Genomic DNA, 25,707 nt, shown 5'->3' with positions numbered 1-25,707 from the left:
AGCATTCGTGTAGAAGACCATGACCTCTGAGTACCAACTGGCAAAAGCCCCCAACTCCTCCGACAATCCGCCCGAAGGCACCCGTCGCATCATCGACGGCCTTGAGCGCGTGTTTTACGATGGTTACTGGATCAAGACCTACCCCGTCCCGGCTGACTCGCTGGAAGCCAAGAAAAAACTCATCGAGGCACTGACCCGCCGCCTGTTCAACCACACCGAACATGGCCTGAACATTCCCGGCACCCGCCTGCACGAAGCGCGTACCACTTACGAGAACGAAACCGATCCATCCCGCAAGCGCGTCAAGGGCGCCATGCTGGCCGGCGCCCTATTCAACCGGGCGGCCGACATCTTCCGCAAACTGGTTGAACTGCAGGCCTGCGGCATTGAAATCCTCAGCGACAACCCACTCATGCGCGAATGTGGCAAATGCCTGCTCGACGCCATGGAACTCGGCCGCTGCGTCATGCATCGCAGTGGCGAGGAAGGCATCGACGAACTGTGGGGCGAGCCTTTCCGCGCCTTCTCGATCCCGCTCGAAGACTTTTACGAGAGCCGCTACATCAAGATTGGCCAGGTCCTGCGTGATATCGACCTGATTTCCAACGCGATGATCGACAATTTCAGCGGCATCCCGGCCTTTTCGGATATCGAAGGACCGGTCCGCGATCTGGCGGTTGCCGCCAAGATCAAGACGGAAACCCTGCGTACCGACAGCGACATTTTCGATGTCTGGGCCGGCATGGTCACGGCAGGCGAACGCCTGGCTAGCCTGACCGTGGTCAACGGCCCTGGCGTTTATAGCGCGCCGTTCACCTACAACCTCTCCGACGGTCTGCAACTGATCCGTCAGGGCCGTGACCTGATTTTCTACATTTCCCGTGCCAGAACGGCGATGCCCAAGAGCACGCGGGACTATATCGACCTGTGCAAGAACTATCTGGCGACCGGACGGGCCCCGCTCTTCATCGGGCATCTACCGGCGTAGCAAAATCAGTCTTGCAGGATCGGCCAGGCAATCAGCCCGGCACGAAGATCAGATATCGTGGCTAACCCTTGGACTGCGCCCTGAACAGATTCAGTGCTCGCTCCAGGATGAGCCTGTCTGCAATATCCTTGTCGCGCACGGTTTGTTTTGTTCGCAGCAGACCTTCGAGACTGACCGTTCGGACGGGGATGCCCTCCAGATCAACGGTCACAGCATAATGTTTGAGGGAATCGTAGGTCTCACCGCATGCATTTAGCATAATATCGACCAAAAAGGCGTCGGCAACCCGAATGTTGTCACCTTCCGCAAACCACTCCGGCTCCAGGTCCTTTGCCGCCTGATCTGGCAGCACCATTAACGCCGCCTTAACTTTGACCCCGGATTCCGTTGTTGCCGGAACCAGCACGTCGATGTCCGTTGTGGCCCGATGGTAGCCATGAACAAACAGCGCATACCCACCGATAAGCAGGTAATCGACTTGTTGTCGATTCAACGACGCAATCAGTGCCTTGAGATCCTCCAGGGACGCTGGTCGGCAATACTCATCCGTTTCGGCCATTGACTCGCTCCAATGCAAGCTTTGCCATTCCCTTGGCCAGGCTGTCCAGTTGATGCTGGTTGGCGTCTTCGTGTGTTTTGAAACGGTACACGCCTTTGGCAATGAATGTCGTATTGCCCGTCGGCAAGCGATGCATTTCATCATTGAAGCGAGCCCCTTCGGCCAGGAGTGCTCCGGACGCAAGAAGACCAATGGGGCGCTCTTTGCGCTGACCTACTGTTCTCATGCTAAAGCCTCCTGTCCTTGGTTGCCTAGATGATACACCGACCCTCGAATCGCGCCGCAGACACAAAATCTGGATTGAAAAACAATGTCCCCGCATACGCGGGGACATCAAATCATCCTGAATCCTGGCAATCGCCGATCAACGTTCCGTATTCAGCTCCACGACCAGCGTCGTATTGCCCAGCTTGGCCTTGACCGGGGCGGCGATGATGTCGCCCTTACTCTGATCGGCACTACCGGTCTTGGAAATCTTGGCCGTCACCAGAACGTCAGAGAACTGGGAAATGGTGCGATTGGGCATGAGCGCCATGCTGTCATCGAGACGAAACTCGATAGGGAAGTCTGCGCCCTTGTAGCGACCGACGGCGAGCGGCGCACCGCTGCCATCCGGGGCCTTGGCGACGACGAAGACAGTATCATCAGCGGCAACCTTGCCCTTCAGCTTCGGGCTCAGCGTCACCACGCCGGCCACCGCACCCAGCGCCATCGCCGGCTGGGCTTTGGCGGCTGTCGGGGTGGCATCGGCACCCGGCTTCTTGCCAGAGATCATCGAATTGGCTTCGGCAATGTTGGCATCAGCCAGCTTGGCATCCATCGATTCCGGTGCCGCGGCGGCCTTCATACGCTTCCAGAATTCGATGGCACCCTTGTAATCGGCCCGATCAAAGGCTTCACTACCAGCCAGAGCCAGCGCCTTGACATGCTTGCCATCGGCGGCAAGCGCGCGCTTGACGATCTTGCGGCCTTCGTCATCCCATTTGCGATCCTTGGTCATCACATGCGCATCAGCCCAGTCGGCCAGCGTCTGTGCATCCAGCGTAACCAGAGCGGAGGCCTTGGTATAGGCAGCATCGGCTTCGGCATGACGGCGCAGTTCGCTGTAGGTTTTGGCCAGCAACAACCAGCCCTCGCCGTTGTTGGGATCTTTCTCCATCTTGTCCGCCAGCTTCTTGACCACCGTACCGAGGTCACCGCCAGTATTACCCTGCTGCCCCGGCTGCGCATGCGGTGCGCCCGGCATGGCGCCCGGCTCACTGATTGCAGCGGGCTTCTGGGCATCGCCGGAAGGCGAAGACATCCAGATGGCAGCCACGGCAATGACGACCACAGCAGCGGCAGCGATCAAACCAAGCTTTTGGCCTGAGACCGGCAAGGTGAAGGCCGGCTGGGTTTGCACCGGATCGAGCACGGCAGCATGCAGAACAGCCTGCTGGCGATCAAACTCAGCCTGATCGATACGCCCTTCAGCCTTGGCCAGGAGCAATTCACGCAGGGCCGAAGCAACATCAACCTTGGCGACAGCCGGCGATTTATTGGCTGCGTATTTGCCCAGCCCCCACAAGACAAGCAGGGAAAGCGCAATGCTTGCCAGAACGATGTAAACGAAAGTCATATTGGGTTCACCGAATTATTCTGAAAGGAAGTGGGGGTAAAAACGAATCTGGCAACCCGGAAGTTGCCAGAAGTTCAAAGCCGATTGGCGATCAGCTGGGTTTAGCGATAGTCCCAACGAATGCCGAGATAGAGATATTCACGCTTGTTACTGCTCGTCGTGGTCCCAGTATTTTTGGAATCGCTGTAGCCAAGCTCACCTTCTATGGACAGATCGGGGCGCCATTGATGAACTAATTTGACGCTCGGCGAGAATTGGGTCGAATTCTGTCCGCTGTCGCTGTGCTGGCTGTAATAACGGATATTGTTTTCCAGACGCCAGTTTTCTATAAACGGATAGATATAGCTTAGACCGAGATTCTGGCCGGTGTAGTTCGGCCCGGAAATATAGCCGAGATAGGCGACGCCGATCCCGTTCGGAACAAACAGGTTGGTGGCGATGGCCTGCGCAGAATACATGTTCGTGCGACCCGATGCATCAGAAGAAGCCCGACAGGTCTTGGTAATCATGTCGTAGCTGTCAGTTACACAGAGACCCATTTCCGAAATGCGCATCGTACCCCTCGGACCTTCGACACAAAGGGGGTCGGTCGGATTGGCACCGTCCTGAATTTCCTTACACATCTGGGCCAGGGGAATCGTGGCATTGGTACCGGTAATCTCCGACATCCGGTAGTCAAACCCGAACTGCCAGCGCTCACCGACCGGAACAGTGACACCAGCAGCGAACATGCTAGAGGCTGACGTTGTGTCAGAAACCAGTTGCCGGGATTGGGTCATACCGACATTGGCAACCAGATCATTGGCGTTCGAGTACCCCGATGACGGCAGGGCATTCAGGAGGCTATAGGACGGTGACTTCCGATAATCGTAGGAGACAAAATAATTGTTCCCGGATTTGTCCATGTAGTTGAGTTGCCCCATCCCGATATTCATGCCCTTGTAGAGCAGGTCGTAATCGAGCATGCCGTACCCGTTCAAGGCACCGTCAAAATAGCGGAACTCCGATCCAATAGCACGGCGGTTCAGAAGACCGTCGAGCTTTTCCTCGATGGCATACAGGCTGGCGCCTGGGCGAGCCAGTTGGGCCGCAAACTCAACGCTGCCACCGTAAAACGTCTTCTTGAATGGCGCATTGAAGATGACGGCATCACCGTAAACCGCACTCACCTTGAAGTCCGGATTGAGGTTGTAGCTACCCGTAATACCGTCGAAGCGATCCATGACACCACTGCCGTTCGGATTCTGGCGACCGGCCCGAACAAAATAACCGACTTCACGGTCAGTCCGCTCGGCGTAGGCCGCATATATGCGATTGTAGTCACGGCTCGGCTGCATGAAATTGCGGCTGTCTGCATCACGGAAAACGATGCGCGTATCGGTCACCGAATTACGCAGACGGGCATTGAGATTGATCGACGAAATCAGCGACTCCTGGTCCTTTTTCATCGGACCCGAATCCTGCTGCGATTGGCCGGTGAAGAAATACGAGGACAGGCTACCCGTCACCACCCATTCGGCCGGCTTTTCATCACGCACCCTTGCAACACGCTTAACGGTGTCGGTCACCGGCAGCGCAGCCAGACGCTGCTTGATTCTCGGCGCATCGGAGGAGGTCGGGTAAAGCTTCAGGAAAAGCTCGTATTCCGCCTTCGCCTTCGTGTTTTCACCGTTTTTCTCCCGCGCTTCGCCGAGCAAAGCTTGAGCAGCCTGCGTCTGGGCGTTGCCAGGTAGGCTCAGGATACGGTTCATGCGGTTGATGGCTTTCGGATAATCCGCCTTTTCAAAGGCATCACGACCATCGGCCAGGAATGCCTGAGCGGTTGCTTCGACTTTTTCCGCTGTCATGACCGGCGCTTCATCAGGTTTGCTGGCATCCGGAATCTGGGTAACCGGGGTTGCCGGAGACTCGGCGGTCACAGCTGCCACCACGAGGGGCGCTACGGCGACGGTCGGCAAAGCAGCCTTGGCTTTTTCCTTGTCCTTCTTTTTGTTTGTGGCTGGTGAAACTGCCACCACTTTTTCCTTGGGGGCTGCTTCAGCAACAGCCGGCACCGCCTTGGCGGGCTCGGCGACAGGCAGGACTACAGGTGCTGGCGGAGCCTTAGCTTCAATCAGAGCGGGTACGAGAATCTCGATACTGTGATTGTCATCACCAGGACGAACCTTGAACGTAGTGGACTTTGCGAAAGTGATCAACATGCCATTGACCAGTTCCGGATAGGCCACCGTGAATTTCGGCACCAGGTCGCTCTTCGGCGAACGCAGGACTTCCTGCATCACTTCGCTTTCGGAAAAGCCCGGATTCCTGACGCGGAAAAAGATGCGCAGAAATTTCCCCTCGGCATCCGGCACATGCCTGACGTACTGGATTTCCGGTCCAAAGTGGATGGTGATCTGCGCGTGCTTTTCGTCAGCCCGGGCAATATCGATGGAATCGAGAATGTTCGCGAACGCGTTGGCGCCAAACAGCAGCGCCGCCACGAATAGACCAATCCGACAGATCAACTTTGAAAGCGTCACCGGTGATGCCGCAGCATGTGCAAACCTGACAATTACGTTATCTCGCAAAATCAATTCCATTTTGTATAGGCCGAACCGATACTACCCAACGGCCGGTGGCAACCACTCGACGAACAATCCTTGCTGCCGGCACTATGATGGCTGGACCGACTTACTCTGAAGTTTGCCGCATTTCCAACCAGATAGGTAGAGCTACGGTCGTGACAGGCGTAGCACGGCGTTCCGGTAAGCATGGCATGCAAGGTGGCACCCGTCTTGGTCGAAGTGGCAAACGTCGACGTGGTATGGCAAGCGTCGCACTTGTTGGCCGCGCCATAGGGCATGTGATTGGTCGGCTTGACCGTAACCCCAGTGTATGGGGACACGTGACAGGAATCACAGGTACCGGCTACGACCCCAATGTGGTTAAAGGTATATGGCCCGGTCCATGCTGTCTTGTTATGGCAGGCGTCGCAGGATGCCGTCGTTGGCAGGTGGCTGGCCGGTTTGTAGCTCATGCTCGGGTAGCTGACGAGGTGGCATGTCGAACACGTTCCGGCGGCAATACCCGTGTGGGCATACGGCAGGATCAGTGGCAGCCAAGAAATCCCCGTACGGTGACAGACACTACAGGCGGCGGTGGTCGGAATATGCAAAACCGGCTTGCCCGAGGCTATCGTGCCGTTATGGCAGGTCGCACAGGAGTTCGTCCCCATCTGCGTTGCGGTGTGTGCAAAGCTGGTCGGCTTCCACAATGTCGTCGTATGGCAGTAGTCGCACTGCTGTGTCGTCGGCATGTGTGTTGCCGGTTTGGCTTGCGCGTTGAGCGTCGTGTAAGCACCACCGTGACAACTGATACAGTTCCCGGCCGTACCGGTGTGGTTCATGGCCGCCGGGGCAAACAGGGTGTAGTTATTGTGACAGGTGTCACACTGCCCGGTGGTCGGGATGTGGTTGGTCGACTTGCCAATGGCGATGACGCTGTTATGACACGTCGAGCAGCGGCCTGTGGCCGGTGGCGAGAGTACCGAGTGATCCTGCGTATGCATCGCCCAGGAAACAGTCGACGTGTGGCAACTCGAACACTGCGCCGTCGTCACCTGGTGGGTCACGGGTTTCATCTGTGCGTTTTGCGAGAGATAAGCACCGCTGTGGCAGGTCGAGCACGCGGTCAATCCGGTATGACTCATCGCCGATGGGGACCAGGTTACGAAAGTCTTGTGGCAGGCAAAGCAATCGCTGGTCACCGGAATATGCGCCGCAGACTTGGCCTGCGCATTGATCGACGTATAAGTGCCGTTATGGCAGGTCGAACACACCGTCATCCCTGTGTGATCCATCTGCGCCGGATTGAAGGCAATCTGGTTCTTGTGGCAGGTATCACAGGTTGCGGTGGTCGGGATGTGCGTCGTCGGTTTGCCCAGCGCAGTCGTACCGTTGTGGCAGGTCGAGCAGACACCAGGCGGCGTGGCGTGGGCAAAGGTTGCATTGGCCCAGGTCGTCGTCGAGGTGTGGCAGGTATCGCACTGCAGCGTCGTCGCTACGTGGGTAGCCGACTTTTTCTGCGCATTGACCGCCACATAAGCACCGCTGTGGCAGGTCGAACACTGACCGTTCAGCCCGGTGTGGCTCATCTGTGCCGGGAAGAACGCCACGTAATTCTTGTGGCAGTTATCGCAGGAACTCGTCACCGGGATGTGGGTTGCATTCTTGCCCAGCGCGTTGGTTCCATTGTGACAAGTGGCGCAGGTGCCGGCAGCTACGCCGGTGTGGGCGTAGGTAGCGGGCTTCCAGGCGATCGTGCCGTGACAGGTGTCGCAAGAAGCAGTCGTCTGAATGTGCGTCGCCGGCTTGATCTGCGCATTGAGCGCCGTATAGGCACCGCTGTGGCAAGTCGCACACTGGCCAGTGGTGCCGGTGTGGTTCATCGCCGCCGGCGCAAATGCCACGAAGGTGTTGTGGCAGGTGTCGCACTGACCGGTCGTCGGAATGTGGTTGGTCGGCTTGCCCAGCGCATTGATGCTGTTGTGACAGGTCGAGCAACGACCGGTCGCTGGCGGCGTGAGGACCGCGTGATTCTGCGTGGCGATGGCCCAGGACGTTGTCGAACTATGGCAGCTTGAACATTGCGCCGTCGTCACCTGGTGGGTAATCGGCTTGGCCTGCGCGTTCTGCGCCAGATACGAACCGTTGTGACAGGTCGTACATTGGGTCAGACCGGTGTGATCCATGGTCGAGGGCGACCAAGTAACGAAGCCGTTCTTGTGGCAGGTATCGCACTGACGGGAGTCCGGAATGTGATTGGCCGGCTTGGCCAGTGCGTTGGCGTAGAGGTAATTACCACTGTGGCACCACGAACACTTATTCGCCGAGTTGCCACTGGTGTGGTTCATCTTGGCCGGCTTGAAGGCGGTCGTATTGGTGTGACAGGTATCGCACTCGGCTGCCTGAGTCGGAATATGCGTCGTCGGCAGGCCAAGGGCATTGATGCCGTTGTGACAGCTCGAACAGCGTCCGGTCACCGCCGGAGTCGCCGTGGCGTGGTTGAACACGCCGGTTGCCCAGGTGGTGGTTGAATTGTGGCAGGTGTCGCACTGGGCGCTGGTGGCGATGTGGGTTGCCGTCTTCTTCTGGGCGTTGATGCTGACATAGGTACCGCTGTGGCAAGTCGAACACTGCCCCGCCAGACCGGTGTGGTTCATCGTAGCCGGGGCAAATGCCGTGTAATTCTTGTGGCAGGTATCGCACGCCGCCGTGGTCGGAATGTGGGTGGTCGTCTTGCCCAGCGCACTGGTGCCGTTGTGGCAAGTTGCACAGGTTCCGGCGACCACGCCCTGGTGGGTATAAGTGGTCGGCTTCCAGGCAAGGGTGCCGTGACAGGTATCACAGGACTGCGTGGTCGGAATGTGGGCAGCCGACTTGACCTGAGCATTGAGCGCCGTGAAGGCACCGCTATGGCAGGTCGCACACTGACCTGCCGTACCGGTGTGGTTCATGGCAGCCGGAGCGAAGGCGACGAAGGTGGCGTGACAGGTATCGCACTGACCAGTGGTCGGGATGTGGTTGGTCGACTTGCCAAGCGCCGTGGTGCTGTTGTGGCAGGTCGAGCAGCCGCCGCCACCGAGGACAACGGTATTCGGGTGAACATAGTTGACGGCGGTAGACCAGGAGGTCGTCGACAAGTGACAGGTCGAACACTGATTGGTCGTTGCCACGTGCGTCGCAGGCTTCATCTGTGCGTTTTGCGAAAGGTAAGCGCCGCTGTGGCAAGTCGAGCAAGAGGTCAGGCCGGTGTGGTTCATGACCGCCGGCGACCACGTGACATAGCCGTTGATATGGCAGGTATCGCACTGGGAACTTACCTGAATATGTGCCGCCGGCATCGGCAAGGCATTCTTCGAGGCATAGGTGGCGTTATGGCAGCTCGAGCAAGTGTTATTCACGTTGACGTGAGCCATCTGGGCCGGCTTGAAGCTGACGAAATTCTTGTGGCAGGTGGAGCATGCCTGAGTTGTCGGAATATGGCCGGCGCCCTGCCCCGTCGCGGTTACGCCGTTATGGCAACCCGCACTCGTACAGTTGGCATAGACCGTCGGCGCATGGACGTAGGCAACCGCCAGTTTCCAATCCACCGTCGAACCGTGACAGGTATCGCACTGCGACGTCGTGGCAACGTGGGTAGCCGGCTTGGCCTGCGCATTCATCGCCACGTAGCCACCATTGTGACAACTAGCGCACTGGCCGGCCATCCCGGTGTGGTTCATCTGCGCCGGTTTGAAGGCCGTGAAGTTGGTGTGACAGGTATCGCACTGGGCGGTCGTCGGGACGTGTGTGCTCGGCTTACCGATCCCGTTGGTTCCGTTGTGGCAGGTCGAACAACGGCCAGTCACAGCCGGGCTGGCGGTGGCGTGATTGAAGACGCCGGTCGCCCAGGTGGTAGTCGAGTTGTGGCAGGTCGAACATTCGGCCGTCGTAGCAATGTGTGTGGCCGGCTTGACCTGCGCATTTTGCGCGAGGTAGGTACCGCTGTGGCAGGATGCACAGGCAGTCAGACCGGTGTGGTTCATGGCAACCGGCGACCACAATTTGAAGTTGCTGGTATTGACGTGGCAGGTATCGCACTGTGCCGTCACGGGAATATGGCCGGCTGACTTGCCCAGTGCATTCTGGGCAACATAATTGCCGTTGTGACAGGTCGAACACTGACCCGTCAGGCCAGTGTGATCCATCGCCGCTGGCTTGAAAGTCGTGTAATTCTTGTGGCAGGTATCGCACTGTGCCGTGGTCGGAATATGGCCGACCGTCGGTTTGCCGAGGGCATTGACACCATTATGACAAGTCGAGCAGGTTCCGGCTGCGACGCCGGTATGGTCAAAGACGGCCGGCTTCCAGGCCGTCGTGCCATGACAGATTTCGCAGGACTGCTGCGTCTGGATGTGGGTTACCGGCTTGGACTGGGCATTGACCCCGTTAAAGGCACCGCTGTGGCAGGTAGCACATGAATTCCCGCCAATCTGGGTAACGGTATGGGTAAAGATGGCCGGCTTGAAGGAGACAAAATTGTTGTGGCAGCTATCGCACTGCGCCGTAGACGGGATGTGATTGGCTGGTTTGCCCAAGGAGATGCCATTACCGTGACAGTTTGAACAATTGCCAAATGCCGAGCCATCGTGGGTATAGATATAGGCCGTCCACGTCGTCGTCGATGAATGGCAAGAATCGCACTGCGCCGTGGTCGTGACGTGTGTTGCCGGCTTGGTCATGGCATTGACGGCGATGAACGCACCACCGTGGCAGGTATCGCACTTGCCGGCGAGGCCGGTGTGATTCATGGCTGCCGGAGCAAAGCTTATAAATCCGTTGACGTGACAGGTATCGCACTGCGCGATAGTCGGAATATGCCCCGCCTTTGGCTGACCCAACGCGTTGACAGCAGTAAAGGAGCCGTTATGGCAGGTTGAACATTTTCCTGTCGTACCCGTGTGATCCATGACCGCCGTGGCAAAGCCAGCAAAGGTCTTGTGACAGGTATCGCATTGCCGGGAGTCCGGAATGTGGTTAACCGACTTGCCGAGCGCATTCGTGCCGTTGTGGCAGGTCGAACAGCGACCAGCCACGGCAGGGCTCGCCGTGGAGTGATCAAAGACACCGGTTGCCCAGGTCGTCGTCGAGCTATGGCAGGTATCGCATTGTGCCGTCGTGCTGATGTGAGTTGCCGGCTTGGTCTGGGCGTTCTGCGGCAGATAGCCGCCACTATGACAGCTCGAGCACTTGCCGGCCATCCCAGCATGGTTCATCACAGCCGGCGACCAATTCACAAACCCCAGCGTGTGACAGGAGTCACAGGAGACGGTGGTCGGAATATGGCGCCCGGAACGACCGAGTGCATTGGCAAAGACATAGCTGCCATTGTGACAATTGGCGCACTGACCAGCCGTGCTGCTGTGATTCATCTGGGCTGGCTTGAAGGCGACCTGATTGGTGTGACATGTATCGCAAGTCGCCGAAGTCGGAACGTGATTAAGCGGCTTGCCTATGGCATTGGTACCGTTATGGCAGCTTGAACAAACACCTGGAGGATTGGCGTGGGCAAATGTCCCTGTTGCCCAGGTCGTCGTCGAGGCGTGACAGGTATCGCACTGCGCCGTCGTAATGACGTGCGTCGATGGCTTGCTCTGGGCATTTTGCGAGTCATAAGCACCAGAGTGACAGGTAGAACACTGGCCATTCAGGCCGGTGTGATTCATCGTCGACGGTACGAAACTGACGAAATTGGTGTGGCAGGTGTCGCAGGAGGCAGAAGTCGGGATATGGCGGGCGGTTTTGCCAGTTGCGTTGACACCGTTGTGGCAGGTTGAACACCGACCATTCACACCGCCAGCGTGCGGATTGGTAGCAGGAAGCCAGGAGGTTGTCGTATGGCAGGTGCTGCAAGGCTGAGCCGTCTGAATGTGCATCGCCGGCTTGGTCAATGCATTGGCACCAACGAAGGCTCCGTTGTGGCAGGTAATACAATTAGTAGCTGTCACCCCGATAAGCGGGTTAATCGGGTGCCCTGATGCCCCTTGAGTAAACCCCGGAGCTCCGCCAGAAGCAGCCTGGGAAATTGTTCCACTAGACGCAACCCCCAATATCGCACCAGCCCCCCCGAGGTATGACAAACAGAGCACTCAATATTTTTAGCCGGAATGTGGTTTGCACTCTTATTCCACACAAGTGCCCGAGATCCCGGACCTGCATGGCAGGTTGAACAAACTCTTGGCGTACCCTTAAACGTCCCACCGGTATGGCACGACTCGCAAGGAGCTGCCCTATGGAGTGGGTCAAGAGACACACCAGTTGTCGCGTGATCGAACGAAAGATTCTGCGCCGCACCAGCCCCGGTCTGTCCAAACGCTTCCCCCCATTGCCCCATGAACACTATGGCCGCAGCCAGTAGCGCGAAGAGAATGCGTAGTAGATTTTTCATGGACGGATCATCCTGTGGCACCGGGGATTCCCGACAATTTGGCTAAAAAACGGGGGACTGCACGAACAACGACATGAGGCAGCAAAACTGCAAGCATTTGCGGGTGGGAATTTATCACACAAATTATGCATTTGGCTACCGTCGGACCTTTTTCCAGTTTGCAGTCACGTGACAACGTTCACACTGTGTACTGAAACTGCCGTTATGGACGTCATCCTTGACGTGGCAGCTGACACAAAGCTTACTGACCTTCGCCACGCCGGGCTTGGGCGGCTTGTGACAGTCGTAGCAATCGACCTTGGTATGCCCACCATCGAGGATGAAATTGGTCTTCGAGTGATCGAAGTCCCAGGATTTCCAGGTGCCGGTGTAGTGACAGCTCTCACACTTCTTGCCGAACGCCCCCTTGTGCTTGTCGTCCTTCTCGTGACAACCGTTACAAGTCAGAGGCGCGTCCTTGAAGGCCGGCGACAGGTGACATTTCTTGCACTCGACCTTGGCATGGCTGCCAGTCAGCGGGAAGCGCGACAGTTTATGGTCGAACGGTGCGTCCTTCCACTTGGTTTCATCGTGGCAGCTTTCGCACTTGTTGCCGAGCTGGCCCTTGTGCTTGTCGTCCTTCTTATGACAGGCAATACAGGTGTTTTCCAGCTTGCTCTTGTAGATATTGCCCTTTTCCGGCAGGTGGCAGGCATCGCACTTGGTTTCCCTATGCTTGCCCTTGATCAGGTACTTGGTTTCCTTGTCGTGATTGAAGATGCTGGTCTTCCAGTCCTTGGCCGTGTGGCAGGTGCCGCACTTCTCGCCGTAGCGGCCCTTGTGGCCCTTTTCATCGTCGTTCTTGCGGTGGCAGGCGTAACAGGTCGTATCCACCTTCAACTTGGTGGCCTTGGGGCCGCTCACACCACCCTTGTGGCAGGTTTCGCACTTGGCGTCCTTGTGCTTGTCGCGCAGCGGGAAATCGGTCTCGTCGTGGTCGAAAATGGAGTTCTTCCAGCTCCGCTCGTTGTGGCAGGACTCGCACTTTTCGCCCAGTTCGCCCTTGTGGCCTTTTTCCTGGTCATCCTTCTTGTGACAGGCGACGCACTTGTTGGGCAGCTTGACCTGATAGATGTTGCCCTTCTCCGGCAGGTGGCAGGCGTTGCACTTGGTCTGGCGGTGCTTGCCCTTCAAGGCGTACTTGGTGTCCTTGTCATGCTCGAAGTCGATTTCCTTCCACCCCTTGTCGTTGTGGCAGGATTCGCACTTGATGCCGTAACGGCCCTTGTGGCCCTTGTCCTGGTCGATCTTCTTGTGACAGCCGTTACAGGTCAGCGGGGTCTTCTGGTAGGTCTTGTCCTCGTGGCACTCCTTGCACTTGACGTCGGCGTGCTTGCCACCAACCAGGGAGAACTTGGTCTTTTCGTGGTCAAATTTGGTGTCGGTCCACTTCTTTTCGTTATGGCAGTTCTCGCACTTCGTGCCGAGATGGCCCTTGTGGCCCTTTTCGTCGTCGATCTTCTTGTGGCAGTCGTTACAAAGCTTGGGCGCTTCGCGGAATTTCTTCTTCGGCAGGTGACAGCTGTCGCACTTGGCCTCTTTGTGAGCACCAAGCAGCTTGAAATCGGTACGTGCGTGATCAAACGTCTTCTTGTCGATGGGGGCCATATTGGCGGCCCGCCCCTTGTGCTCGATGTGGCAATTGCGGCAGGCGTTATCGTCGAGCTTGCCATGTAGACGTGTCTTACCACGAATGTCGGTGGCAACATCCTTGTGACAATCCAGGCACAGCCTGGTCTGCGCCTTCTTGTCGAAGCGCTGGTGGCACTTCTCGCACTCTTGTTCGTATTTGGCGTGCCCGGTAATCACCTCACCCGGCATCAACGCCTTTTCGACAGCCGACTGCGCCGACGCGCCACCGGCAAACAGGGTCGCCGCGAGCAGCAGTCCGGAAAACAGCCGCTTAATACATGTGGACGGCAACGACATGGACGACTCCACTGAAAACCAGCAAATAGAGGAAGGGAATATGGATAATGTGCCAATAGGAAAACAGCAATTCCCAGACGGAAAGCTGGGAAGCCATGACGATAGAATCGAGATAACGGTCGATCTGGTCCTTGGCCAGCCGGTAGTTCATGATCACATCGCGGCGCGACCCACCCTGCTCCTTAAACTGCCTGACCAAGCCGTTCTTGGCATCTGCCCGGACTTCCCTCGAAAGGCGCCGGCTCTTCCAGTGCAAGGTCATGAAGCGCCAGACGCGGTACAACGTGGACCCGGTCTGGTCAAAGGCCATATCGCGAAAAGCTTTGAGCCGTGGCTCGATATCCGGCTGCAGGGCATAGATCGAGCGCACGTGGATGGCACATTCGGCCATCAGCACCGCCACATCTTCGAGAGTGAGCTTCTTGCCATAGAGGCCGCGGTGGATACGGCGGTAGATAAAGCGCCCCATGACGCCACTGATCGCCACCAGCAGCATCGAGTAGAGCGCCGCTGCCCCGTTGAGCGAACCGGTTCTGAAGGTCGAATGGAAGAGGACCAGCAGCGGACCGACAATACCAGCCACCATGTGATACTTGAACCATGACTCCATTTTCCCCAGACGTTCCCAGGAGGGAATCCGCTTGCGCAAGGGGTAGAGCAGAAGGGCGAGCATGAGCAGTCCGCCGACCAGGCCAATATAGTAGGCAAAATCGGAGTTGGATGCGTAGAGCTCCCCCGTCCGGACCAACCAGGCGAGAAAGACGACCAAAGCGACGAGGACCAAGATCGACACGCGCCAGACGAGGCGCAGTACCGACTCACCGGAGGACTTTGCTTCTCCCTCCGTAGAAATCACAGTCATCGGGCCCAGCGCACTCGTATCCATAAAATCCAATTCAGTTATCGGCTCGAAGCCCTGACGCCCGAAGCGCCCCGTTGTCACTAGTCTACCGGGTTGCCGCATGGCGAGGTAAAATTTCACACTGGCTCAAGAATATCAAAAAATTTACTTGGCAAGGTACACCCCGTTCCGGAGAAATCGAAAATGGCCGAAAACACCACGCACACGACAAAAGCCGGCACAATCAACTCCGCGGGTTCGATGGGTGGCCTGCTTGGCATCTTCGTCATTGCCTGCGTTGAATTCCAGCGCCACTGGCCGACAGGAACCGGCTTGATTTACCTGGCCATCAGCGTCCCGCTCCTGCTTATCTGGATCGCCCATCTGGCCGGCTGGAAGCTTGCCGAGCGCAATGCAGGGCTGGCAGTCGACATCGCCATCTACGTACTGATCATTGCCAGCCTCGGCATCCGCTTCGGACCCAGCCAGTCAACCTCCGAACTGGCCACCACATTATTGTTCTGGTCGCCCCTTGTCGCAGGCTGGTGGGCCTGGCGCTACAAAAACATGGCCCGTCAGATGTGGCTGCTGCTCGGCGGCTTTTTTGTCATCCTCACCTGGCAAATGGCGAGTCAGCACGAACGCCTGGACGAACATCTCATACTGTCACTACTGGTTGCGCTGGTCGTCCGCTATGTCTCTCAGTCGTCGGCTCCGGATCACAACGCCACCATGAACCTGCGCGACCCGCTGACTGGCCTGCCTTCACCTGAATGTTTCGAAGCCGAACTGGCCCACGTCTCCTCGATTTTCGACCGCCATCAACTGCCGCTCTCGCTGGTGGCCTGCCGGATTACCCCGCTGGCCACGACCCAGCTCCAAGATGCTCAGTTGTGCCAATACGCTGAAACGATCACCAACCGCCTGCGCACCTCGGATACCGCCTGCCAGTGGGACCGGACCACCTTCATGATTCTTCTTCCCAACACCACCGAGGCCATGGCCGGCAAATTGGCGCAGGGAATCCGGAACGCATTTGATCATCTTGATTTTGGCCAGAAAACACCGCTCGCCGTCACCATCGCCACAGCCCAGCACCAACCCGGCGAAGACCCGATGAGCACGGTCAGCACGCTGGAAAACAAACTTGTGGCGGCCGCCGAATGATCTCCGACCTGCTTTTCTACATTCTTCCTGCCCTGCTCATACTGGTGCCGGCGGCATTTCACCTGCGCTCCCAGAAAAAGGTTTCAGCCGCCCACCACGCCGTTCTCAAGGAAAACCAGGAAGCTGGCCTGACCGAGCCACCATCGTTGCACCCGGTGGTCGACCTGTCGATCTGCATGGGTTCGGGCGCCTGCGTCAGAGCCTGCCCGGAACATGCCCTCGGGGTCATCAAGGGCAAGGGTGTCCTGATCAATCCCACCCACTGTATCGGCCATGGTGCGTGCGCCCCGGCCTGCCCGGTCGGCGCCATCAAGCTGGTCTTCGGTACGGCCAAGCGCGGCATGGACATCCCCGAGGTCGATCCGGATTTCCAGACCAACATCCCCGGCATTTACATCGCCGGCGAACTCGGCGGCATGGGCCTGATCCGCAACGCCATCCGCCAGGGCACCTCGGCTGTGAAGTCCATTTCGAGCCGGCCGCGCGGCACGGCCGAGTACGATCTGGTGATCATCGGGGCGGGCCCGGCCGGTATCGCCGCCTCGCTGGCCGCCAAGGAAATCGGCCTGAATTACGTCACCGTTGAGCAGGAAGATTCGCTCGGCGGCACCACCTATCACTACCCGCGCAACAAGCTGGTGATGACAGCCCCGATGAATCTGCCGATAGTTGGCGAGATCAAGGTACGTGAAGTGAGCAAGGAAGAACTGATGGAAATCTGGCAGGGCATTCTCAACAAGGCCACGCCAAACATCCATTTCAGTGAGCGCATGGAAGAAATCACCCCGGTCGACGGGGCATTCACCATCCGCACCAACAAGGCCACCTACACGACAGCCAGTGTGCTGCTCGCCATCGGCCGCCGCGGCACCCCGCGCAAGCTCGGTGCCAAGGGCGAAGAACAGCCTAAGGTGGTCTATCGCCTGATCGAGGCCGATCAATACCGTGGCAAGCACGTCCTCGTCGTCGGTGGCGGCGACAGCGCACTGGAAGCCGCCCTCGACATTGCCAACGAAGCCGGCACGCACGTGACCCTGAGCTATCGCGGCAAGGCCTTCGACCGGGTCAAGCCGAAAAACCGGACGCGGCTGGCCGAAGCCATCGCCGACAACCGGATCGAACAGGTGCTCGAAACCACGGTCAAGGAAATCACCACCGACAAGATCTTCCTCAAGTTTGGTGATGAAATTCTCGAACGGAAGAACGATGCCGTCATCGTCTGTGCCGGCGGCGAATTGCCGACACCGATGCTGAAAAAAATGGGCGTTCAGGTCAATACCCGCTACGGCGATTAACAATGTGAAATTTGATGTAGCTCGGCTTTTTGGCATATTTTCTGGGTATCCTCTTTACCCCTACCGGTGAAAGTGGGAAAATTCTCCGCAAATGAATGCCAACTCCGAGTCGCCGCTGCGCTCTGCTCTTCTCTCCGCAATACATCGAGTCCTGTCGCCCATCGTCCGCGTCATGCTGGCTTACGAGATCACGCTGCCCATGGCGATCGAGTTGCTCAAGCGTGTCTTTGTCGATGTTGCCGAACGTGACTTTTCGCTCAACAGCAAGGCCTCTACCGATAGCCGGATTAGTCTGATCACCGGTGTGCACCGTAAGGATGTCAAACGTCTGCGCGAATTGCCCGATGTCGAAGCCAATCTGCCACCCAAGATTTCACTGAGCGCCCAGGTCGTTGCAACGTGGATCACCGATGCCCAATGGCTCGATGAAAGCGGCCAGCCACGCCCGCTGCCCAGGCTGACCGGCAAGGCCGGCGAGGCCTCCTTTGAAACGCTGGTCGCCAGTATCAGCCAGGATATTCGCCCGCGCTCGGTACTTGATGAATGGCTGCGCCAGGGCGTCGTCAAGATCAACAAGAAGGACGAAGTCGTACTCGTCAACAATGCCTTTGTGCCGAGGGAAGGCGAGGAAGAAAAGCTCGCCTATTACGGTCACAACCTCGGCGATCATGCAGCCGCCGCCGCGGATAACGTGCTGACAGCCGGGGATCCGTGGTTTGAGCGCAGCGTGCACCATGATGCGCTGAGTGAAGCCCAGGTTGAAGAACTGCGCGAGCGCGCGGCCAAACTCGGCATGCAGACGCTGACCCAATTGCACACGCTAGCTGCCCAGCGGGCTGACAATGACAGCCAGTTCCCGGCCGATCTCGATTTCGGGTCGAAAAAGCGCTTTACCTGTGGCGTCTACTTTTACAGCACCGACGCCACCAAGGTGGCAAAAAAATAGAACCTAAGGCTTGCCGATGGGCCTGCCGCTAAGTCCAATATAGCGCAATCCTGTTTATTGCGCCTTGAGGCGAAACGCCTGCGTAATCAGGTTGATTGCCTCCGGACTGTCCCAGGCCCGCGACCCGGAAATTTTCTTGATGATCCTACCATCGCCATCGACCAGCACGGTCAGTGGCAAACGATTTGCCCCCAGCATGTTTTCCAGGACCAGATTACGGTCGATGTAATTCGGAAAGCTGACGCCTGATACCTTGACGAATTTTGCCGCCGCAACGTAATCGTCGTCAGTCGAGATACCAACGATGTTGAAGGCCTTGCCGCCGTAGCGCCGATTGAGACGCTCGATCGACCCCATCTCCTCCCGGCAGGGGCCGCACCAGCTAGCCCAGACATTGATCAGAACCGGCTTGCCGCGAAATGACGAGAGCTTGCCGGGGCCGCCGACCAGCGGATTCAATTGGGCTTCGGGCAGCAACGCGCCGACCGGAACCTCGCCGGGCGTTGCGGCCATCGCCCCACCAGCCAATAGCATGAGGCAGAGACCGACTGCCATCCCCTTGAGCGCCCCGCATCGCCAGTCATTACTGCCCATACCAAACTCCATGAAATCCATTCTCCGCAGGACAAATCGGTCCCGCGCCAAGGCGTTATCGTAAGGCATTTTCTTGATCTGTCTCGCCTTGAACAAGGCAGGGCCTATTTATAATCGAAAGCTTATGGCATCCCCTTCGAATTCTCTCGCCAATCATCTGCAGCAGGCAGCGGCCAAGCATCCGCTGACCAGCGCCTGGCAGCATGCCGGAGAAAGCGTGACGTTTGCCGCCTTGCTCAAGGACATTGAATGCTTGGCCGCCCGGATCGCCAGCCGTCAGTGGGCCATCGTCGAGACAGGCAACAGCCTGCATCTGGCCCGCCACGCATATGCCTGCAGCTACCTCAACCGGCCGTTTTTCCCCCTTGAAATTGGCCCGTCGATACCAGCCATCGCCACGATTCCGGACCAAGCCGCCTTGATCATCGCCACCAGCGGCAGCGAGGGGACGCCACGCGCCGTCGTTCTAGGCCAGCGCCAGCTCGATGCTGCTGCCGCTGCCTCAAATGCCCTCCTCCCCCTGCATCCTGGGGATATCTGGCTGAACTGCCTGCCGCTCTACCACATCGGCGGCCAGGCAATCCTCTGGCGCTGCGCCCGCGCCTCTGCCACCATGCTGCTCCACAACGGCTTCGCCGCCGAGGACGTTGCCGCCGACCTGGATAGCCATCCGGTCACCCACATTTCTCTGGTCCCGGCCATGCTCGCCCGGCTGCTCGACATCGGATGCCGACCACCGGCCAGCCTGCGCGTTGCGCTGATCGGCGGGGCTGCACTGGCCCAATCCCTTTACGACAAAGCTGTGGCCACCGGCTGGCCGCTCTACCCCAGCTACGGAATGAGCGAGACGGCCGCCCAATTCGCCACCTTCAAACCGGCTGATGGCCCCTGGCATGCTGGTCTGGTCGGCCAGCCAATGCCCGGCCACGACATCCGCATCGGCGAGAATGGCCGCCTTGCCGTGCGCGGTCCGCAGGTCATGGCCGGCTACATCGACGGCAGCGGCATCGATGCCGATGGCTGGCTGACCACCGGCGACCTCGCCCGGATCGACAGCTGTGGCAGCCTGACCATTCTCGGCCGGGCCGATGACATGCTGATCAGCGGTGGCCGCAATGTTCATCCACAGGAGATTGAATCCTGCCTGGCGGCCTGCCCCGGCGTCGTCGATGTCGCGGTGACCGGCCAGCCCGACCCGGTCTGGGGTGACCTCATTGTCGCCCTGATCGTCGGCCCCACCTCCCCGTCCGAACTACTCGCATACGCCCGCCAACACCTGCCGTCAGCTGCCTTGCCGCGCCGGGTTCTCGGCGTCAGCGGCCTGCCCCGCACCCCGACCGGCAAGCTGGAACGCCCCGCCTTGCGCCGTCTGGCTGCCGAGGCCAACTCGTGATCCATGCCCTGCTCCGCTGTCTGACAGCGCCATCTACGCTAGCGAAACTCGAAGCGCTCGCGACCGGCGCCCCGGGGGCAGCCCCGGTCAGCCTGCGCCTGCCACTGGGGTGCGGTGACACGGACTGGCTGAACCTCCTGCCTGCCGACACCCCGTACTGGTATCGCGCCCGGCCCGATCAGCAGGAATATCGTCTGGCCATTGGCCACGCCCTCCACGTCACGAGCGCCGGCCCCAACCGCTTCGCCGCACTGGACAACGCTTTCGCCGGATTCTGCCGGGACTGGCGGCGCAACGGGCCGGCCTACGCCTTTGCCGGCTTCGCCTTCGCTGCCGACAACCATGCCCCGCTGCCCAATGCTCTCCTGGCCATTCCGTCCATCCTGCTCGAAACGGTGGCCAGCGAATGCTGGGTGACCCTCAGTACGCCAGCCGGCCGACTCGCCGACGCCATCACCGAATGGCCAAAGCTGTTGGCGAATGCCTCCCCCGCCCACCTGCCACAACAACGCGGCGAACGCCCGGAAGGTTTGGCCGAACAAGCCTGGCTGGCCCGCGTCAAGGCGGCACTGCGGGACATCGACGGGGGACGGGTCGCCAAGATCGTCCTGAGTCGTCGCCGAACCATCGAGGCCGACGGGCCATTCCCGGCCTGCAGGGTTCTCGGGCAACTGGTCCGTCAGCAACCATCCAGCCTGGTGTACGCCTATGGCAACGGCCAGCAGCACTTTCTTGGCGCCACACCGGAACGTCTGATCCGTCTGGTCGACCAGCGCATCGATGCCGACGCACTGGCCGGCACTTCTTGGCCAGGTTCGCTGGCGCTCTCCGCCGGCAAGAACCGGCACGAGCAGGCGCTGGTCGTCGAGGCGGTCTGCGCCGCCCTGTTGCCGTTCTGCGACCAGCCGCCGACCATAGGCCTGGCCAGCGAACATGCCGCCGGCCACCTGCACCACCTGCGCAGCCGCATATCGGCCAAGGTCGGGCCGGACACAACACTGCTCGACCTGGTCAGGGCACTTCACCCGACACCAGCCATTGGCGGCTTCCCTGTCCTGGCAGCCCAGGCCTGGCTGGCCGAACACAAGGAACAGCGCAGCGGCTGGTACAGCGGCGGGATCGGTCTACTCAACGCGTCTGGCGACGGCGAGTTTTCCGTCGCCCTGCGCTCCGCCCTGCTCGATGGTCATACCGCCAAGTTGCACGCCGGGGCCGGTATTGTTGCCGGCTCAGATGCGCTACAGGAACTCGCCGAAACCAATGCCAAGCTGGACACCATGCTCAACGCGCTGAGCCCGGCAAGCAGACTTGAATCCGGCGACAGTCGCCGGGCCTGAGAAAAATCAGCTGTTTTTGCAAATCCCGGCAAATGCCCTTCAGCTGTCATCGTGCTGTAATTTTTATGCAACAAAATTATGATCTTGAGGCATATACTTCAGGAATCACATGGAACTTGCGCGATGACCCATCCTCTTCCAAAGCCCCGCTTTCCGACGGAAAACTATCTCAACCGTGAGCTGGGTCTACTCGCCTTCAACCGGCGGGTTCTCGCTCAGGCAGAGGACGAGCGGATGCCACTGCTCGAACGGCTGCGCTTTCTGTGCATTGTTTCGAGCAATCTCGATGAATTCTTCGAGATCCGCATGGCCGGACTCAAGGAACAGGTCAAAGCCCATGCCACCGTGGTCACCACCGATGGCAAGACCGCCCAGGAAGCCTACCGGCTGGTCTCCGCCGAAGCTCATGCCATCGTTACCGAGCAATACGAGCACTTCAACGAAATCATCCTGCCGGCGCTCGCCAAAGAAGGCATTCGTTTTCTGCGCCGTTCGTCGTGGAACGAAGCCCAGCGCGAGTGGATCCGCAATTACTTTCTGCGTGAAATGGTGCCGGTTCTGACGCCGATTGGGCTCGATCCGTCGCATCCTTTCCCGAAAGTGCTCAACAAGAGTCTGAATTTCGCCATCGAACTCGAAGGCAAGGATGCCTTCGGCCGCAGCTCCAATGCCGCCATCGTCCAGGCGCCGCGCGTCCTGCCGCGCGTTATCCAGTTGCCTGAAGAGCTGGCCGGCTGTGCCTATGGCTTCGTTTTCCTGTCATCGATCCTGCATGAATTTGTCGGTGAATTGTTCACCGGCATGACCGTCCTCGGCTGCTACCAGTTCCGCGCCACGCGCAACTCGGACCTCTTCGTAGACGAAGAAGAAGTCACCAACCTGCGCACCAAGCTGCAGGGCGAACTTCCCCAGCGCCATTTCGGCAATGCCGTGCGCCTTGAGGTAGCCAACAACTGCTCGGAGGCAATGACCGAATTCCTGCTCGCTCAGTTCAACCTCAAGCCAGCCGATCTCTATCGCGTCAATGGCCCGGTCAATCTCGTCCGCCTGATGCAGGTCCCGGACTGGGTCGATCGCCCGGACATGAAATTCACCCCCTTCGTCCCCGGCCTGCCCAAAGCCGTCGGTAAGGGCGTCAATATTTTTGACACCATCCGCAAGACCGACGTCCTGCTGCACCACCCCTACCAGTCCTTCGCGCCGGTCATCGAGTTCCTCAGCCAGGCGGCGACCGACCCCGCCGTGGTGGCGATCAAGATGACGGTGTACCGCACCGGTACCGACTCAGTGCTCATGGAGTCGCTGATCCGCGCTGCCCAGAACGGCAAGGAAGTCACCGTCGTCGTCGAACTGATGGCCCGTTTCGACGAGGAAGCCAACATCAGCTGGGCTACCAAGCTCGAAGACGTTGGCGCCCATGTGGTCTATGGCGTCGTTGGCTACAAGACCCACGCAAAGGCGCTCCTTATCGTGCGCCGCGAAGAAGGTGGCCTCAAGCGCTACGCTCACCTCGGCACCGGCAACTACCACCCGCGCACCGCCCGCCTTTATTCCGACTTCGGTCTGATGACGGCCAACGAGGAAATCACCAACGACGTCAGCGAAGTCTTCAAGCAACTGACCGGTCTGGGCAAGGCACGCACCCTCAAGCACCTGTGGCAGGCCCCGTTCACGCTGCAACCCAATGTCGTTGCCGGGATCCGCGCCGAAACGGAAACGGCCAAGGCCGGCGGCAAGGCCCGCATCGTCGCCAAGATGAATTCGCTGCTCGAACCGGAAGTCATCGATGCCCTCTACGAAGCCTCGAAGGCCGGCGTCGAAGTCGACCTCATTGTCCGTGGCGTCTGCGCTCTGCGTCCTGGCGTACCGGGACTGTCGGAAAACATTCGCGTCCGCTCGATCATCGGCCGTTTCCTTGAACACCACCGGATCTTCTATTTCCTCGCCGGCGGCAAGGAAACCGTTTACCTGTCCAGCGCCGACTGGATGGAACGAAATTTCTTCAAACGTATCGAGCTGGCCTTCCCCATTATCGATCCCAAGCTGAAAAAGCGGGTCATCACCGAAGGCCTCAAATTCTATCTGGGTGACAACCAGCAGGGCTGGGACATGAACAGCCAGGGGAACTACCAGCGTCGCCGCACATCGCGTGCCAAGCCACACAATGCCCAAGGCGAACTGATGTTGACGTTGGGCAACAGCTGATTGGCGCACGGCGCCGATCAGCCGTCACGCCCTAAAAAATTTCGTCGCCCATCCCGGCCAGCGCGGCATCGCCGGCCCTTACCGTTTCACCGTATGACGTTGCCTGGGGCAGCATCTGGTCGGCATAGAAACGGGCCGTAGCAATCTTGGCGCGATAGAAAGCCTGATCGCCTTCGGCCCGGTCGATATAACCCGCCGCCGCCAGCGCCGCCTTGCCCATGAACCAGCCGCCGCATACAGTGACGGCCAGGTGCAGGTAGGGCACGGCCGCAGTCAGGACGCCGGAAAGGCCGGTTTTGGCATTGGCAGCCAACCATTCGGTGGCCTCTGTCCAAGCCTTGAGTGCCACGCCTAGGCGCTGGCCGATAGCCTGCAGTTCCGGCTTGCCCGACGCGCCGAGGGCCTTGGCCGTGGCATAAACCTCGCCGAACACGATTTTTGCCGTGCCCCCCTGATCGCGCATCAGTTTCCGGAACAGCAGGTCGTTGGCCTGAATACCGGTCGTCCCTTCGTAAATGGTGGTGATACGCGAGTCGCGCCAGTGCTGGGCAGCGCCCGTTTCTTCGATGAAACCCATGCCGCCGTAAATCTGGACGCCGAGCGAGGTGACTTCGATACCCATTTCAGTACCACCACCCTTGACGATGGGAATCATGAATTCGGCCAGGAAAAGATTGCGTTTCTTTTCCTCCGGATCGGTCACGGCATGCGCCCGGTCAAGCAACCCCGAGGTGAAGTAAGCCATGGCGCGGCAGGCCTCGACGCGGGATTTCATGAGCATCAACATGCGCCGGATGTCGGGGTGGTGATCGAGCGTAACCAGCGCCTCGCCAGTCACCGCATCGCGCCCCTGCTTGCGCTCGCGGGCATAGCCGAGCGCCTGCTGGTAGGCCCGTTCGCCCAGGGCGATACCCTGCAGGCCAACGCCAAGGCGGGCTTCGTTCATCATGATGAACATGTATTCGAGGCCACGATTGGCTTCGCCGAGCAGGTAGCCGACGGCACCACCATTGTCACCATAGGCCATGACGCAGGTCGGGCTGGCGTGGATGCCAAGCTTGTGTTCGATCGAGACGCAATAGGCGTCGTTGCGTGCGCCGAGCGAACCATCGGCATTGACCAGGAATTTCGGCACCAGGAACATCGAGATGCCCTTCACTCCGGGTGGCGCATCGGGCAGGCGGGCCAACACGAGGTGGACGATGTTGTCCGTCATGTCGTGATCGCCGTAGGTGATGAAGATCTTCTGGCCGAAAACGCGATAGCTCCCATCTGCCTGCGGTTCGGCGCGTGAGCGGATAAGGGCCAGATCGGAGCCGGCCTGTGGCTCGGTCAGGTTCATCGTGCCGGTCCATTGGCCGGTAATCATCTTTTCCAGGTAAATCGCCTTCAACTCATCGCTGGCACAGGTCAGCAGGGCTTCGACCGCGCCGGTCGTCAGCAGGGGACCGAGTGAAAACGACAGATTGGCCGAGCAGACCATTTCCTTGACGGCGATACCCAGCGTATCGGGCAGGCCCTGACCACCGAAATCGGCCGGTGACGAAATGCCGTTCCAGCCCGCTTCACAGAAGGCACGGTAGGCTTCCTTCCAGCCGGTCGGCGTGGTGACGCCGTTGGGGGTCAGCTTGCAGCCCTGCTGGTCGCCGATGCGATTGAGCGGGGCGAGGACTTCACCGGAAAATTTGGCCGCTTCATCCAGTACGGCATCGGCCAGGTCGGGGGTCGCTTCCTCGAAACCGGCGATCTGGCTCAGTTCCTTGAAACCGGCCAGTTCATCCATGACGAAACGCATGTCTTTTACGGGCGCTCTATAGTCGCTCATG

At 59.0% G+C, this 25,707-nt stretch carries 17 protein-coding genes; 7 read left to right on the top strand and 10 right to left on the bottom strand.

Translation table 11 applies throughout. The annotated features are described in order from the left end of the window. Positions 1-19: 19 nt before the first annotated feature. Complete coding sequence (locus HYN24_RS05905; protein WP_117608389.1) at positions 20-988, top strand: hypothetical protein; 969 nt, start codon at positions 20-22, stop codon at positions 986-988. A 61-nt stretch (positions 989-1,049) separates the two neighbouring features. On the opposite strand, the gene HYN24_RS05900 is transcribed toward HYN24_RS05905, so the two are convergent. From HYN24_RS05900 to HYN24_RS05870, 8 genes are all read right to left on the bottom strand, one after another. After that, complete coding sequence (locus tag HYN24_RS05900) at positions 1,050-1,547, bottom strand: hypothetical protein (protein WP_117608388.1); 498 nt, start codon at positions 1,545-1,547, stop codon at positions 1,050-1,052. Further along, complete coding sequence (locus HYN24_RS15790; protein WP_162888613.1) at positions 1,531-1,773, bottom strand: hypothetical protein; 243 nt, start codon at positions 1,771-1,773, stop codon at positions 1,531-1,533. Before HYN24_RS15790 ends, HYN24_RS05900 begins: the two co-directional genes overlap by 17 nt. Positions 1,774-1,911: 138 nt before the next feature. Beyond that, on the bottom strand, positions 1,912-3,165 hold the full coding sequence (locus HYN24_RS05895) for a hypothetical protein (protein ID WP_117608387.1): 1,254 nt from the start codon (positions 3,163-3,165) through the stop codon (positions 1,912-1,914). Between the two features lie 101 nt (positions 3,166-3,266). Continuing rightward, positions 3,267-5,648 (bottom strand): tol-pal system YbgF family protein, encoded by a 2,382-nt coding sequence (locus HYN24_RS05890; RefSeq protein ID WP_162888612.1) that lies wholly within the window; start codon positions 5,646-5,648, stop codon positions 3,267-3,269. An 89-nt stretch (positions 5,649-5,737) separates the two neighbouring features. After that, the gene (locus HYN24_RS05885) at positions 5,738-11,695 is read right to left on the bottom strand and encodes a multiheme c-type cytochrome (RefSeq protein ID WP_162888611.1); all 5,958 of its coding nucleotides are present in this window, start codon (positions 11,693-11,695) and stop codon (positions 5,738-5,740) included. Continuing rightward, complete coding sequence (locus HYN24_RS16350) at positions 11,692-12,081, bottom strand: cytochrome c3 family protein (RefSeq protein WP_371413246.1); 390 nt, start codon at positions 12,079-12,081, stop codon at positions 11,692-11,694. Before HYN24_RS16350 ends, HYN24_RS05885 begins: the two co-directional genes overlap by 4 nt. 189 nt (positions 12,082-12,270) lie before the next feature. Next, positions 12,271-14,103, bottom strand: coding sequence for a cytochrome c3 family protein (locus HYN24_RS05875; RefSeq protein ID WP_117608383.1), 1,833 nt, complete (start codon positions 14,101-14,103; stop codon positions 12,271-12,273). Beyond that, positions 14,078-14,965, bottom strand: coding sequence for a hypothetical protein (locus HYN24_RS05870; protein WP_162888610.1), 888 nt, complete (start codon positions 14,963-14,965; stop codon positions 14,078-14,080). The genes HYN24_RS05875 and HYN24_RS05870 overlap by 26 nt, the downstream gene beginning before the upstream one ends. Before the next feature lie 183 nt (positions 14,966-15,148). On the opposite strand from HYN24_RS05870, the gene HYN24_RS05865 reads away from it, so the two are divergent. The 3 genes from HYN24_RS05865 (at position 15,149) to HYN24_RS05855 (ending at position 18,352) form a co-directional block, all read left to right on the top strand. Further along, entirely contained in the window at positions 15,149-16,111 is a 963-nt protein-coding gene (locus HYN24_RS05865; protein WP_117608381.1) for a diguanylate cyclase domain-containing protein, read from the top strand. Beyond that, positions 16,108-17,406 (top strand): NAD(P)-binding domain-containing protein, encoded by a 1,299-nt coding sequence (locus HYN24_RS05860; protein ID WP_162888609.1) that lies wholly within the window; start codon positions 16,108-16,110, stop codon positions 17,404-17,406. The genes HYN24_RS05865 and HYN24_RS05860 overlap by 4 nt, the downstream gene beginning before the upstream one ends. Positions 17,407-17,497: 91 nt before the next feature. Continuing rightward, the gene (locus HYN24_RS05855) at positions 17,498-18,352 is read left to right on the top strand and encodes a DUF6502 family protein (RefSeq protein WP_117608380.1); all 855 of its coding nucleotides are present in this window, start codon (positions 17,498-17,500) and stop codon (positions 18,350-18,352) included. A gap of 54 nt (positions 18,353-18,406) precedes the next feature. Here the strand turns inward: HYN24_RS05855 and HYN24_RS05850 are convergent, their stop codons facing one another. Next, a complete protein-coding gene (locus tag HYN24_RS05850; protein ID WP_240327744.1) occupies positions 18,407-19,015 on the bottom strand; it encodes a TlpA disulfide reductase family protein in 609 nt (202 codons plus the stop codon). A gap of 4 nt (positions 19,016-19,019) precedes the next feature. Between HYN24_RS05850 and HYN24_RS05845 the strand changes: the two genes are divergently transcribed. The 3 genes from HYN24_RS05845 (at position 19,020) to ppk1 (ending at position 23,881) form a co-directional block, all read left to right on the top strand. Further along, positions 19,020-20,339: a class I adenylate-forming enzyme family protein gene (locus HYN24_RS05845; protein ID WP_117608378.1), complete on the top strand. Its 1,320-nt coding sequence runs from the start codon at positions 19,020-19,022 to the stop codon at positions 20,337-20,339. Beyond that, on the top strand, positions 20,336-21,676 hold the full coding sequence (locus HYN24_RS05840) for an isochorismate synthase MenF (protein ID WP_162888608.1): 1,341 nt from the start codon (positions 20,336-20,338) through the stop codon (positions 21,674-21,676). The genes HYN24_RS05845 and HYN24_RS05840 overlap by 4 nt, the downstream gene beginning before the upstream one ends. A 123-nt stretch (positions 21,677-21,799) precedes the next feature. Next, the gene (ppk1, locus tag HYN24_RS05835; protein WP_117608376.1) at positions 21,800-23,881 is read left to right on the top strand and encodes a polyphosphate kinase 1; all 2,082 of its coding nucleotides are present in this window, start codon (positions 21,800-21,802) and stop codon (positions 23,879-23,881) included. 31 nt (positions 23,882-23,912) lie between these two features. On the opposite strand, the gene HYN24_RS05830 is transcribed toward ppk1, so the two are convergent. Further along, positions 23,913-25,706, bottom strand: coding sequence for an acyl-CoA dehydrogenase C-terminal domain-containing protein (locus HYN24_RS05830; RefSeq protein ID WP_117608375.1), 1,794 nt, complete (start codon positions 25,704-25,706; stop codon positions 23,913-23,915). Position 25,707: the final 1 nt, after the last annotated feature.

This window comes from Dechloromonas sp. HYN0024, from assembly GCF_003441615.1.
GTDB lineage: Bacteria > Pseudomonadota > Gammaproteobacteria > Burkholderiales > Rhodocyclaceae > Azonexus.
Note: the sequence above shows the minus strand (reverse complement) of the source record. Positions and strands in the feature narration are given on the sequence as shown.